General features: G+C 65.9%; 7 protein-coding genes and 3 rRNA genes. 3 read left to right on the top strand and 7 right to left on the bottom strand.

Annotation, left to right across the window (positions count from 1 at the left end):
- Positions 1 to 36 precede the first annotated feature (36 nt).
- Together JNK12_24525 and JNK12_24520 are read right to left on the bottom strand one after the other, a co-directional pair.
- Complete coding sequence (locus JNK12_24525) at positions 37 to 1,830, bottom strand: 2-oxoacid:acceptor oxidoreductase subunit alpha (protein ID MBL8779112.1); 1,794 nt, start codon at positions 1,828 to 1,830, stop codon at positions 37 to 39.
- Positions 1,831 to 2,008: 178 nt separating this feature from the next.
- A complete protein-coding gene (locus JNK12_24520; protein MBL8779111.1) occupies positions 2,009 to 3,064 on the bottom strand; it encodes a class I fructose-bisphosphate aldolase in 1,056 nt (351 codons plus the stop codon).
- 249 nt (positions 3,065 to 3,313) lie between these two features.
- On the opposite strand from JNK12_24520, the gene JNK12_24515 reads away from it, so the two are divergent.
- Positions 3,314 to 3,679 (top strand): single-stranded DNA-binding protein, encoded by a 366-nt coding sequence (locus tag JNK12_24515; GenBank protein ID MBL8779110.1) that lies wholly within the window; start codon positions 3,314 to 3,316, stop codon positions 3,677 to 3,679.
- Between the two features lie 12 nt (positions 3,680 to 3,691).
- Here JNK12_24515 and JNK12_24510 read toward each other — a convergent pair whose 3' ends face one another.
- The 5 genes from JNK12_24510 to JNK12_24490 all read right to left on the bottom strand — a co-directional run bounded on the left by JNK12_24510 (position 3,692) and on the right by JNK12_24490 (position 11,887).
- The gene (locus JNK12_24510) at positions 3,692 to 4,597 is read right to left on the bottom strand and encodes a tetratricopeptide repeat protein (GenBank protein ID MBL8779109.1); all 906 of its coding nucleotides are present in this window, start codon (positions 4,595 to 4,597) and stop codon (positions 3,692 to 3,694) included.
- A gap of 561 nt (positions 4,598 to 5,158) precedes the next feature.
- Positions 5,159 to 5,275 (bottom strand): 5S ribosomal RNA (rrf, locus tag JNK12_24505).
- A 97-nt stretch (positions 5,276 to 5,372) separates the two neighbouring features.
- Positions 5,373 to 8,440: ribosomal RNA gene (locus JNK12_24500) — 23S ribosomal RNA — on the bottom strand.
- A gap of 245 nt (positions 8,441 to 8,685) precedes the next feature.
- Positions 8,686 to 10,212: ribosomal RNA gene (locus JNK12_24495) — 16S ribosomal RNA — on the bottom strand.
- Together the 16S, 23S and 5S rRNA genes form the textbook arrangement of a ribosomal RNA operon.
- A gap of 406 nt (positions 10,213 to 10,618) precedes the next feature.
- Complete coding sequence (locus tag JNK12_24490) at positions 10,619 to 11,887, bottom strand: tyrosine--tRNA ligase (protein MBL8779108.1); 1,269 nt, start codon at positions 11,885 to 11,887, stop codon at positions 10,619 to 10,621.
- Between the two features lie 93 nt (positions 11,888 to 11,980).
- On the opposite strand from JNK12_24490, the gene JNK12_24485 reads away from it, so the two are divergent.
- On the top strand, positions 11,981 to 12,532 hold the full coding sequence (locus tag JNK12_24485; GenBank protein MBL8779107.1) for a hypothetical protein: 552 nt from the start codon (positions 11,981 to 11,983) through the stop codon (positions 12,530 to 12,532).
- A gap of 49 nt (positions 12,533 to 12,581) precedes the next feature.
- Positions 12,582 to 13,523, top strand: coding sequence for an LLM class F420-dependent oxidoreductase (locus JNK12_24480; protein ID MBL8779106.1), 942 nt, complete (start codon positions 12,582 to 12,584; stop codon positions 13,521 to 13,523).
- Positions 13,524 to 13,531 lie beyond the last annotated feature (8 nt).

Genomic DNA, 13,531 nt, shown 5'->3' with positions numbered 1-13,531 from the left:
CACGGGCCGCTCGGGCCACGCCCTCGTCCCTCGGGCTCATCGGGCGATCTCCTCGCGGATGGCCTGCTCCAGCTCGCCGGCGGTGAAGGGCTCACCCCGTACCTTGCTGATCGACTTGGCGTCGACGAGGAACTGGCCGCGGATCAGGAGCGACAGCTGCCCGAGGTTCATCTCGGGGATGATCACCCGCGGGTAGCGCTTGACCACGTCGCCCAGGTTGGACGGGAAGGGGTTGAGGTGGGTGAGGTGGGCACTGGCCACCTTGAGCCCACCGTTGCGGGCGCGGTTGACGGCGCCGTCGATGGCCCCCCAGGTGGAGCCCCAGCCGAGCACCAGCAGCTCGGCGTCGTCCACGTCACCCTCGACCACGAGGTCGGGAATGTCGTTGGCGATGCCGGCGACCTTGGCCGCCCGCAGCTCGACCATGCGCTCGTGGTTGGCGGGGTCGTAGGAGATGTTGCCGGTGCCGTCCTGCTTCTCGATGCCACCGATGCGGTGCATCAGCCCCGGGGTGCCCGGGATGGCCCAGGCGCGGGCCAGGGTGTCGGGGTCGCGCAGGTAGGGCCAGAACTCGGGATTGCCTTCGTCGTCGACGTGGTTGGGCTCGGTGGCGAACGTCGTGCGCAGGTCGGGCAGGGACTCCACGTCGGGCAGGCGCCACGGCTCGGAGCTGTTGGCCAGGTAGCCGTCGGACAGCACCATCACCGGGGTGCGGTACTTCAGGGCGAGGCGGGCCGCCTCGATGGCGACGTCGAAGCAGTCGGCCGGGCTCTTGGACGCGACGATCGGTATGGGTGACTCGCCGTGGCGCCCGAACATGGCCATGAGCAGGTCGGCGGCCTCGGTCTTGGTGGGCAGGCCGGTGGAGGGCCCCCCGCGCTGGATGTTGATGATGAGCAACGGGAGCTCGAGGCTGACCGCCAGGCCCATGGTCTCGGACTTGAGGGCCACGCCCGGGCCGCTGGTGGTGGTGACCGCGAGGTGGCCCCCGAACGCGGCGCCGAGTGCCGAGCCGATGCCGGCGATCTCGTCCTCGGCCTGCAGGGTGCGCACACCGAAGTTCTTGTGCTTGGACAGCTCGTGGAGGATGTCCGAGGCCGGGGTGATGGGGTACGAGCCGAGGAACAGGGGCAGCTCGGCCTGGCGGCTGGCGGCCACGAGGCCCCACGCCAGGGCGGTGTTGCCCGTGATGCTCGTGTAGGTGCCGGGATCGAGGGAGGCGGGCTTCACCTGGTAGGTGCTCTCGAAGAGCTCCGCGGTCTCACCGAACGCGTGCCCGGCCTTGAAGGCGGCGGTGTTGGCCGCGGCGACGTTGGGCTTGCCCGCGAACTTGGCGCCGATCCACTCGAGCGTGGGCTCCATGGGCCGCGTGTACATCCACGAGATGACCCCGAGGGCGAAGAAGTTCTTCGAGCGCTCGGCGTCTCTCGGCTTCACGTCGAGGTCGGCGCAGGCCTGCTTGGTGAGGCTCGTCATCGGGACCTCGTAGACGGTGTAGCCCTTGAGGCTGTCGTCGTCTAGGGGGCTGACGTCGTAGCCGGCCTTGGCCAGGTTGCGGGCCTCGAAGGCGTCGGTGTTGACGATGATGACGCCACCGGGCTCGAGCGTGTGCAGCTCGCTGCGCAGGGCCGCCGGGTTCATGGCGATGAGCACGCTCGGGGCGTCACCCGGGGTGGTGATGGGGTGATCGGAGATGTGTACCTGGAACGCAGAGACGCCCGCGAGGGTGCCCGCAGGTGCCCGGATCTCGGCGGGGAACACCGGCAGCGTGGCCAGGTCGTTGCCGAAGAGCGCGCTGGCGCTGGTGAAGCGGTCGCCGGTCAGCTGCATGCCGTCGCCGGAGTCGCCGGCGAAGCGGATGATGACGCGATCGAGGGTCTGCTGGTCGTGGACGTGCTCAGCGGTGTCTGCCACCCGTGCTCCTCTGTGGGGGCTCGTGGCCCCGAGGTGTGATCGGTCCCCCCAGGCTAGGGGGACCTGTCGGCCGTTCGGTCTGGTTCGGCCGGCCTCAGGCGACGGTGATGCTGTCGTCGAGGTAGACGTCCTGGATTGCGTTGAGGAGCTCGACGCCCTCGGCCATCGGCCGCTGGAACGCCTTGCGGCCGCTGATGAGGCCCAGGCCGCCGGCGCGCTTGTTGATCACCGCGGTGCGCACGGCCTCGGCCAGGTCCGTGGAACCGGAGGAGGCGCCGCCCGAGTTGATGAGGCCGATGCGGCCCATGTAGCAGTTGGCCACCTGCCAGCGGCAGAGGTCGATCGGGTGATCGGTGGTCAGGTTCTCGTAGACCAGCTTGCTGGTCTTGCCGTAGCCGCTGCCCATGGCGGTGTAGCCGCCGTTGTTCTCGGGCAGCTTCTGCTTGATGATGTCGGCCTCGATGGTGACGCCGAGGTGGTTGGCCTGCGCCGTGAGGTCGGCGGACGCGTGGTAGTCCACGCCGTCCTTCTTGAAGCCGGAGTTGCGCAGGTAGCACCACAGGACGGTGAACATGCCGAGCTCGTGGGCGCGGGCGAAGGCCTCGGCGGTCTCCTGGAGCTGGCGGGTCGCCTCGTCGGAGCCGAAGTAGATGGTGGCGCCGACGCCGGCGGCCCCCAGGTCGAAGGCCTGCTCGACACTGCCGAACATCACCTGGTCGAACTTGTTGGGGAGCGTGAGGAGCTCGTTGTGGTTGATCTTGACGATGAAGGGGATCTTGTGGGCGTAGCTCCGCGACACCGCGGCGAGCACGCCGAAGGTGCTGGCCACGGCGTTGCAGCCGCCCTCGATGGCCAGCTCGACGATGTTCTTCGGGTCGAAGTACTTGGGGTTGGGCGCGAACGACGCCGCGGCCGAGTGCTCGATGCCCTGGTCCACCGGCAGGATCGACACGTGCCCGCTGCCGGCCAGGCGGCCGTGGTCGTAGAGGGACTGGAGGTTGCGGAGCACCTGGGGAGACCGGTCGGTCTGCGCCATGACCCGGTCGATGAAGTCCGGCCCCGGCAGCTGGAGGTCCTCCTTGGGGATGCCCTTCGACTCGTGCGTCAGCAGCCCTTCGGCCTCGTCACCCAGCAAGCTCGTGATGTCCATCGTCTCGATGCGCTCCTCGTGTGGCGTCCTGCGGGCAAGGGTATTCGTCCCGGTGCCCGCGATCACATTGGCGGTGCCTCGACCATGGCGCACCCGCATCGGTGCGGCCAGGGGCGATGGTCCCGTTTCCCGTGGCGACGATGACTGTCGGTCCCCCTGCGTAGGGTGACCACGACACCGCAGGTCACCTTCCCCCCTCGACCCGCAACGTCCGCGTCACACGCGGGCGTGCCTCCTCAAGGAGCGAAGATGAACCTCACCATCCTGCGCGGCCACCTCCGTCGCGCCCCCGAGTCCCGCACGCTGGCGTCCGGCGACCTGGTGGTCGGGTACGAGCTCGTCGCCGGCCGGCCCGGCGAACGGGCCGAGCCCGTCCCCGTCGTGTGGCACGACCCGCCCGCCGCCGCGGTGGCCTTCGCCGAGGGCGACGAGCTCGTGGTCGTCGGTCGGGTCCGCCAGCGCTTCTTCCGCGTCGGCACGGCCACGCAGAGCCGCACCGAGGTCGTGGCCGACGCCGTGGTCAACGCCCGCCACGCCAAGCGCAGTCGCACCGTGGTCGAGCGTGCGCTCGCGGGTGCCGGCGACGAGCTCCAGCCCGAGTCCCGCTCCGCCTGAGCGTGAGGACGGTCAGTTCAGGGCGCGGAGGCGCTCGCTCACATCACCGAAGTCGGGGTCCGCCGCCACGATGCGGCCGAACAGGTCACGGGCGTGGGCCACGTCGCCCGCCCGCTCGTAGAGATCCGCGAGGGCATAGGCCCGCCGCAGATGGTGCTCCTTGGCGACCTTCGGCAGCTTCCAGCCCTTCTCGCCCAGCAGGGAGATCGCGGGCCGGAGCTTGCCCTGGTCGGCCAGGGCACCGGCGGTCACGATGCGGCCCTCGGTCACCAGCTCGGCGCTGGGCGACGCCTCGCGCAGCTCGAGCCAGAGCTCGTCCACCTGCTTCCACTTGCCCAACGCCCGGTAGCAGTCGGCGAGCACGGGATGCTGCTCGGTCGAGCCGGTGAGATCCCGGAAGGCCTCGAGTTCGCGGACGGCCTGCTTCCATCGCCCCATCCGGTAGTAGGTGACACCCAGCAGCTCTCGCGCCGGAGCGAACGTGGGCACCCGTTCCGTCACCGGAGCCAGCAGCTTGCGGCTGTCCCCGTAGCGCTCACGATCGAACGCCCGGGCCGCGTCCCGCACCACCTTCGCCAGCTTCTCGGCCTGGCGCGCCCCGACGGCCTTGCCCAACTCGTCGCGCTGATCGGCGATCGGGGTGCCGGGCACCGTCCGGTCACTACGGCTCGACGTCTTCTGGGTGCCGTCCTTCTTCTGACTCTTCTGACGACCCCGCTCGACGGCGCCAGACGCCTCGTCGCGGACGTCGTCGACCCGCACCCATTCCTCCGGGGAGAAGTCACGACCGAGGTCCTTGTCGCGCGCCTCCTGCACCGCCTTGCGCCACTCCGCGGAGGCGCTGTCACCCACGCCCTCGAGCGGGGCGATACGCGCCGCGCCCTTGCGGGCCAAGCTCCCCCAGCCCTTGCGGTACACCTCACCTTGACCCTCGGGCAGGTCGCGGTCGCGCGCCGACGAGCGCCGAGGGGCGCCGCCCTTGCCGCCCGCCTTCGCTCCGGGCTTCCCCCTGCCCGGCGGCCCTGACCGCTTGGGCCCCGACGAACCCGGTCGCTTCGGCCCCGACGATCCGCCGGCTCCACGGGAGGACGGACCGCCCGATCGGCTCGACGAGCTGCCGGACCCACCGCTGCGCCCTGCGCTACCTCCGGCGCGGCCACCGCTCGAGCTCGAACTCGGACCACCGGGCCGCCGGGTGCTCCCACCGGCGCCACCCCCGCTCGAACGGCCGGACCCGCCGCCTCGGCTCGCCGGCGCCCCCGAGCGCTTCGGGCCCGAGCCCGCACCCGACCCCTTTGAAGGGCCTCCCGGCGCCTTCGGACGGGACCCGCTGGGCCGTCCCTTGGCGCGCGAAGAGGAGTCGGAGGGCCCAGGCATGGGCGGCAGCGTACCGGAGGAGCTCGAGGCCCCCGCCATGGCGCATCCACCCGAGGCCAGACGCGAAGAAGGCCCCGCCTTGGCGGGGCCTTCTTCTGAGAAATCCGGCGGCGACCTACTCTCCCAGGGGATCTCTCCCCAAGTACCATCGGCGCTGGTGGGCTTAACTTCCGTGTTCGGCATGGGAACGGGTGTGACCCCACCGCCATCGCCACCGAAACTTGTTGTCAACGGGGAGCAGCTCGCCCATCGGCGGCGCTCTCCCCTGCAAGGAACTGCCCTTGCAGAACTCCATAGCGAGCACGAACATCATCGTAAATCCAAGCCCTCGGCCGATTAGTACCGGTCGGCTGAACACATTGCTGTGCGTACACCTCCGGCCTATCAACGTGATCGTCTGGTCACGGGCCTTACCTGGTTAACCCAGTGGGGAATCTCATCTAGGAACGGGCTTCGCACTTAGATGCTTTCAGCGCTTATCCCTTCCGCAGGTCGCTAACCAGCCGTGCCCTTGGCAGGACAACTGGCACACGAGAGCTGCGTCCGTCCCGGTCCTCTCGTACTAGGGACAGCTTTCCTCAAATTCCCTCCGGCTGCAGAGGATAGGGACCGAACTGTCTCACGACGTTCTAAACCCAGCTCGCGTACCGCTTTAATGGGCGAACAGCCCAACCCTTGGGACCTGCTACGGCCCCAGGATGCGATGAGCCGACATCGAGGTGCCAAACCTTCCCGTCGATATGGACTCTTGGGGAAGATGAGCCTGTTATCCCCGGGGTACCTTTTATCCGTTGAGCGACGGCGCTTCCACACGCAACCGCCGGATCACTATGCCCTGCTTTCGCACCTGCTCGACGTGTATGTCTCGCAGTCAAGCTCCCTTGTGCCATTGCACTCGACGGCTGATTGCCAACCAGCCTGAGGGAACCTTTGGGCGCCTCCGTTACTCTTTAGGAGGCGACCGCCCCAGTCAAACTACCCACCTGCCACTGTCCCCAATCCGGATAACGGATCTAGGTTAGAGTTCCGGCATGTGCAGGGTGGTATTTCAAGGATGACTCCACGCCGGCTGGCGCCGACGCTTCCAAGTCTCCCACCTATCCTACACAACACATACCAAAACCCAATATCAGGCTGTAGTAAAGGTCCACGGGGTCTTTCCGTCCTTCTGCAGCTAACGAGCATCTTTACTCGTACTTCAATTTCGCCGGGCCTATGGTTGAGACAGTAGGAAAGTCGTTACGCCATTCGTGCAGGTCGGAACTTACCCGACAAGGAATTTCGCTACCTTAGGACCGTTATAGTTACGGCCGCCGTTTACCGGGGCTTAGGTTCAGAGCTTCGCCCGAGGGCTAACCCTTCCCCGTAACCTTCCGGCACCGGGCAGGCGTCACAGCGTATACGTCGCCTTGCGGCTTAGCACGCTGCTGTGTTTTTAGTAAACAGTCGCTTTCCCCTAGTATCTGCCACCCCTTCGAGCTCGGGACGCGAGGTCCGTCACCCTAATGGGGTCATCCTTCTCCCGAAGTTACGGATGTATTTTGCCGAGTTCCTTAACCATAGTTCTCCCGATCGCCTTGGTATTCTCTACCTGCCCACCTGTGTTGGTTTGGGGTACGGGCACCACGTGAGCTCGCTAGAGGCTTTTCTCGGCAGCATGGGATTAGTGACTTCGCCTGTATCGGCTCGGCATCGCGTCTCAGGATGAATGAGGCCCGGATTTACCTAGGCCTCTCCCTACACGCTTACCCCAGGACAACCATCGCCTGGGTTCACCTACCCTCCTGCGTCCCCTCATTGCTAGCCGCGTCAACGGTGGTTCGGTTCGTCTACCCGAAGGCAGACAGCCCCTAACACCAAAGAGTTGGCTTGGGCGCGCACGTGGTGGTACTGGAATATCAACCAGTTGTGCATCGACTACGCCTTTCGGCCTCGCCTTAGCTCCCGACTTACCCTGGGAGGATTAGCCTTCCCCAGGAACCCTTGGGCTTTCGGCGGAGGGGTTTCTCACCCCTCTCTCGCTACTCATGCCAGCATTCTCACTTGACCACGGTCCACGACGGTTCACACCGCCGCTTCGCTCCGAGATCAACGCTCCCCTACCATCCATGCAAAGCATGGATCCGCGGCTTCGGCTCTGGACTTGAGCCCCGTTACATTGTCCGCGCAGGATCACTCGACCAGTGAGCTGTTACGCACTCTTTCAAGGGTGGCTGCTTCTAAGCCAACCTCCTGGCTGTCTGTGCAATCCCACATCGTTTACCACTTAGTCCAGAATTAGGGGCCTTAGCCGGCGGTCTGGGCTGTTTCCCTCTCGACCATGAAGCTCATCCCCCATGGTCTCACTGCCGGGCTGTGGAGCAACGGTATTCGGAGTTTGGTTGGGGTCGGTAAGCTTGTAGGCCCCCTAACCCATCCAGTGCTCTACCTCCGCTGCTGAACACCCGACGCTGCACCTAAATGCATTTCGGGGAGAACCAGCTATCACCGAGTTTGCTTGGCCTTTCACCCCTATCCACAAGTCATCCCCCCAGTTTTCCACCTAGGTGGGTTCGGGCCTCCACGGGGTCTTACCCCCGCTTCACCCTGCTCATGGATAGATCACTCGGCTTCGGGTCTGCAGCACACGACTAAACGCCCTATTCAGACTCGCTTTCGCTCCGGCTTCCCATCACTGGTTAACCTTGCCGCGTACCACAACTCGCTGGCTCATTCTTCAAAAGGCACGCCATCGCGGCCAGGACGGAGTCCTGACGACGCTTTGACTGATTGTAAACCAACGGTTTCAGGTACTATTTCACTCCCCTCCCGGGGTGCTTTTCACCTTTCCCTCACGGTACTAGTTCGCTATCGGTCGTCTACGTATACTTAGCCTTACGAGGTGGTCCTCGCAGATTCACGCCGACTTTCACGGTTCCGGCGCTACTTGGGAACACCGATCAGAGTCCGATTGCCTTTCGTGTACAGGGCTCTTACCTTCTGTGGCGCGCCGTTCCTGAACGCTTCCACTAGACATCGGATTGGTAACTCTGTGACGGATCTGGTGCTCCGTCCATCGGGTCCCGCTACCCCGAAGTGGCAACGCCACCAGGCTATTACACCACTTCGGTTTGGGCTCTTCCCGTTTCGCTCGCCGCTACTCAGGGAGTCGCTGTTGCTTTCATTTCCTCGGGTTACTTAGATGTTTCAGTTCACCCGGTTCCCTCTACCGGTCCTATGTGTTCAGACCGGAGTGACACCCCATGACGGGTGCCGGGTTTCCCCATTCAGACATCCACGGATCAAAGCTTGGTCGGCAGCTCCCCGTGGCTTTTCGCAGCCACCCACGTCTTTCTTCGGTAGTAGACGCCAAGGCATCCACCGTTGGCTCTTTGTAGCTTGGAAGAACAAAGATGCTCGTGCTCGCTATGCAATTCTCAAGGGGCTTCGTGGGAGCACAACGGTGCCCCGGCACGAGGCCGGGGCATCGAGGGCACTCCCTCAAAACGGAATAGAGGACGACGATCCGTCCACCGGTCGGCCCAGGAGAAGTACATCTACCACCGGGCCGGCGGCTTCGAGAACGAGTAGCTAGTGCATCAACTGGGAGTAGCCCCTCGAGAAACCCGAGGGACGTTGTAACTCCTTAGAAAGGAGGTGATCCAGCCGCACCTTCCGGTACGGCTACCTTGTTACGACTTCACCCCAATCGCCGACCCCACCTTCGACAGCTCCCTCCCCAAAGGGGTTGGGCCACTGGCTTCGGGTGTTGCCGACTTTCGTGGTGTGACGGGCGGTGTGTACAAGGCCCGGGAACGTATTCACCCCGGCGTTGCTGATCCGGGATTACTAGCGACTCCGACTTCATGGAGTCGAGTTGCAGACTCCAATCCGAACTGAGACCGGCTTTATGGGATTCGCTCAACCTCGCGGTATAGCAGCCCTTTGTACCGGCCATTGTAGCATGTTTGCAGCCCTGGATATAAGGGGCATGATGACTTGACGTCGTCCCCACCTTCCTCCGAGTTGACCCCGGCAGTCTCCCACGAGTCCCCGCCATTACGCGCTGGCAACATAGGATAAGGGTTGCGCTCGTTGCGGGACTTAACCCAACATCTCACGACACGAGCTGACGACAGCCATGCACCACCTGTGTAGGGCCCAAAAGGACACCATATCTCTATGGCTTTTCCCTACATGTCAAACCCAGGTAAGGTTCTTCGCGTTGCCTCGAATTAAGCAACATGCTCCGCCGCTTGTGCGGGCCCCCGTCAATTCCTTTGAGTTTTAGCCTTGCGGCCGTACTCCCCAGGCGGGGCACTTAATGCGTTAGCTTCGGCACGGAGTCCGTTGATAGAACCCCACACCTAGTGCCCAACGTTTACGGCGTGGACTACCAGGGTATCTAATCCTGTTTGATCCCCACGCTTTCGCTCCTCAGTGTCAGTACCGGCCCAGAGCGCCGCCTTCGCCGCTGGTGTTCCTCCTGATATCTGCGCATTTCACCGCTACACCAGGAATTCCACGCTCCCCTACCGGACTCAAGCCACAGCAGTATCAGGTGGCGTCTCGAGGTTGAGCCTCGAAATTTCACACCCGACTTACCGAGCCACCTACGAGCTCTTTACGCCCAATAAATCCGGACAACGCTCGCCCCCTACGTGTTACCGCGGCTGCTGGCACGTAGTTGGCCGGGGCTTCTTCTGGAGGTACCGTCAATTTCGTCCCTCCTGAAAGGGGTTTACAACCCGAGAGCCTTCGTCCCCCACGCGGCGTTGCTGCGTCAGGCTTTCGCCCATTGCGCAAGATTCCCCACTGCTGCCTCCCGTAGGAGTCTGGGCCGTGTCTCAGTCCCAGTGTGGCTGATCGTCCTCTCAGACCAGCTACCCGTCGATGCCTTGGTGGGCCGTTACCCCGCCAACTAGCTGATAGGCCGCGAGGCCCTCCCGAAGCGAAAAGACATTTCCTCACAAGACCATGCGATCTCGTGGGGGTATCCGGTATTAGCTCGAGTTTCCTCGGGTTATCCCGGTCTTCGGGGCAGGTTCCTCACGTGTTACTCACCCGTTCGCCGCTAGGTCGTCCCCAGTGTTGCCACTGGTTGGACCCCGCTCGACTTGCATGTGTTAGGCACGCCGCCAGCGTTCGTCCTGAGCCAGGATCAAACTCTCCGTCGAGATCGTTGACTGCCCCGCCTCGGGTTTGACTCCGTGGCCGGCTGGTCGTTGATCGGGAGAGCCGACGTCGGGGCTGGCTAGCCCGTCGGTCGACTGGCACCAGAACAGACTGACTTACTTTGTCCGTTATTAGGTGCTTGTGTTTTTTATGAACGGTCACGTCGACCGACCGAGCCGGATGGCCCAGTGTCGCGGCGTGATCGCCCGCACTAGCTTTTTCGTCCTCTATTCCGTTTTCAAGGAGCGCCGGCCAGGCGTGCCGAAACTGGCTTGCCTGGCTGCTCGTGGGCACTCGCCTCCTCGGTCGTGCTGGGGAGTCGTTGGTGCCGCTGGTGGGGCGGGGCCGCTCACCGTGGTGAGTGCTGCCCGAACCGGAGGGTCAACTTACCGGTCCCACTCCGAGACGTCAACCCGAGAGCAAAGAAATCAGGTGATAGGTGCTCTTGCCCTTGCGCAGCAGCACCGCGCGACCCTCCAGGAGGTCGTCCTCGCTCGGCACGAAGCCGGGCTCGACCTTGGCGTTGTTGACGCTGATCCCCCGCTGGTCGAGGGAGCGGCGCGCATCGCCGCGGGAGGAAGCGAGACCCGTGGCGACCAGCAGGTCGACGAGATCGGCCCCCACCACGTCCGCCCTGGCCAGCTCGGTGGTGGGCACCTCGGCGGCGACGGTGTCGAGTGCGGCGCCGGCGAGCTGGCCGGCGGCGCCGCCGAAGAGGACCGCGGAGGCCTGCTCGGCCCCCTCACAGGCGTCAGGGCCGTGGAGCATGGTGGTCAGCGCCCGGGCGAGGGCCCGTTGACCCTCCCGCCGCTGGGGCGCGGCGGCGTGCTCGGCAGCGATGGCCTTGGCCTCGTCGACGGGGAGCAGGGTGAGCTGGAGGAGGAATCGCTCGACGTCGGCGTCGGCGATCTGCATCCAGTACTGGTAGAAGCGGTAGGGCGACGTGCGCGTGGCGGACAGCCACACGGCGCCGTCCACGCTCTTGCCGAACTTCTGGCCATCGGCCCGGGTGACGAGCGGGACGGTCAGCCCGTGGACGTGGTCGCCGGTGCGACGCCGGATGAGGTCGATCCCGGCGGTGATGTTGCCCCACTGGTCGGACCCACCGACCTGGAGCTCGCAGCCGTGCACCTCGTGCAGATGGAGGTAGTCGAAGGCCTGCAGGAGCGTGTAGGTGAACTCCGTGTAGGAGATGCCGTCGGTGCCCTCCATCCGGGACCGGATCGAGTCCTTGGCCACCATCTGGTTCACGGTGACGTGTTTGCCGACGTCCCGGAGGAAGTCGAGCAGGGTGACGTCGCGGGTCCAGGTGTAGTTGTCCACGAACCGTGCGCCCTCGCCGAGGATCTGGACGAGCTGGGGCTTGATGCCCGCCAGGTTCGCCGCCAGGGTGCCCTCGTCGAGCAGGTTGCGCTCCTCCGAGCGCCCGCTCGGATCGCCGATCATGCCCGTGGCGCCGCCGGCCAGCGCGATGCACTCGTGACCGGCGTCGCGGAAGCGGCGCAGCAGCAGCAGGGGCACGAGGTTCCCGACGTGGAGGCTGTCGGCCGTGGGGTCGAACCCCGCGTAGACGACCATCGGGCCTTCGGCGAGACGGGCCGCCAGGCGGTCGCGGTCGGTGGTGTCGTGGATCAGCCCACGGGCCGCCAGGTCGTCGAGCAGGGCGTTGGCGCTCACCACGCCACTGTCGTCGTCGGCGCACCCGCCCATCAAGCCGGTTGCCCGCCCTGCGACTGGACAACCGCGGGGCGCGACGGGGACCCTGGCATGGTGGATCCCACGGTCGACACTGCGCCTCCGCCCCGCACGTCGGACGACGACCGGCGCATCACCCCCGGCCGCGTCGCCGCCACGGTCGTGGTGATCGTCCTCGTGGCCATGTGGGTGTACGCGTTCTCGGGCCTGGCGAGGAAGGACCCACCGGACCTGCTCGACGACGACCGGTTCGCGGCCGAGGCCGAGTCGATCTGTGCAGCCACCCGCGACGACCTCGCCGAGCTCCCCGCGGCCCAGGACGCCAGGTCACCGGAGGAGCGCGCCGTCACCGTGGCCCAGGCCAACGTCCTGCTCGAGGCCATGGTGGACGACCTCGCCGAGGTCGCACCCACCGACGGGGGACGCGACGAACGCATCACGGCGCTCTGGATCGACGACTGGCGCATCCACCTCGGCGATCGTGAGCGTTACGTCGCCGACCTCGAGGCCGGCTCCACCGAGCCCGCGCAGTTCACGGGGCGCGGGGGGCGGTCCATCACCGCAACCATCGACAACTTCGCCGAGGTCAACGCCATGGAGAGCTGCGCCACCCCGCTCGACCTCTGAGCGCACGGGTTCCCGGCTCCGGGGCCCGCCGATCGGCGAGGATGGGCGCATGCCCAGCTTCGGACTGCAGCTCCCCAACTTCGGCTTCGGCGTTCCCGACGACCAGCTCTTCGATCAAGTGGTGGCCCGGGCGGTCGCCGGCGAGGAGAGCGGCTTCCGCTCGCTCTGGGTGATGGACCACTTCTACCAACTGCCCGCCCTCGGCGGCGCCGACCAACCCATGCTCGAGGCGTACACCCTCCTCGGTGCGCTGGCGGCCCGCACCGAACGGGCGCAGCTGGGCGCACTCGTCACCGGCGTCACGTACCGGAACCCGGCCATGCTGGCCAAGATCGTCACCACCCTCGACGTCATCAGCAAGGGCCGGGCCGTCCTCGGGCTCGGCGCGGCGTGGCACGACGTCGAGCACACCGGGTACGGCTTCGAGTTCCCGGCTGTCGGCGAGCGCATGGACCGCCTCGAGGAGGCGCTGGAGATCTGTCGGGCCATGTTCGAGCGGGATCACGTGACCTTCGAGGGCGACCACTTCCGCACCGAGGACGCCCGGAACCTCCCGCGTCCCGTCCAGGCCGGCGGCCCCAGGATCATGGTCGGGGGCGGCGGCGAGAAGCGGACCCTGCGCCTCGTGGCGCAGCACACCGATGCCTGCAACCTCCACGGTGACCCCGCCATGATCCGCCACAAGCTCGAGGTGCTGCACCGCCACTGTGCCGAGGTGGGCCGCGACCCCGGCGAGATCCGGGTCACCCGTCTGGCCACCCTGGTGATCACCGGCTCGGCGCAGCAGACCGGCGAGCTCCAGAACTTCCTTGCCCGGGCGGCCGGCCCCGACGCCCTGACGACGAGCAACCTCGGCCAACCCGAGGAGATCGTCGCCCAGCTCCACGAGCTCGCCGAGGCCGGGGTCGAGGAGTTCATCTTCAACATGCCGCTCGCCGACCCGGACGCCATCCGCGCCGCCGGCGAGCTGTTCGCCGACGCCTTCGCGTGAGGCGCGCC

This window comes from Acidimicrobiales bacterium (genome assembly GCA_016794585.1).
Lineage (GTDB): Bacteria > Actinomycetota > Acidimicrobiia > Acidimicrobiales > DATDAH01 > JAEUJM01.
The sequence above is the reverse complement of the archived record's forward strand: the minus strand, read 5'-3'. Positions and strand labels throughout refer to the sequence as shown.

Excerpts from the sequence above, each read along its gene's own strand:
- JNK12_24525 (MBL8779112.1), bottom strand. The coding sequence starts at position 1,830 with ATGCAGCTGACCGGCGACCGCTTCACCAGCGCCAGCGCGCTCTTCGGC.
- JNK12_24520 (MBL8779111.1), bottom strand. The coding sequence starts at position 3,064 with ATGGACATCACGAGCTTGCTGGGTGACGAGGCCGAAGGGCTGCTGACG.
- JNK12_24515 (MBL8779110.1), top strand. The coding sequence starts at position 3,314 with ATGAACCTCACCATCCTGCGCGGCCACCTCCGTCGCGCCCCCGAGTCC.
- JNK12_24480 (MBL8779106.1), top strand. The coding sequence starts at position 12,582 with ATGCCCAGCTTCGGACTGCAGCTCCCCAACTTCGGCTTCGGCGTTCCC.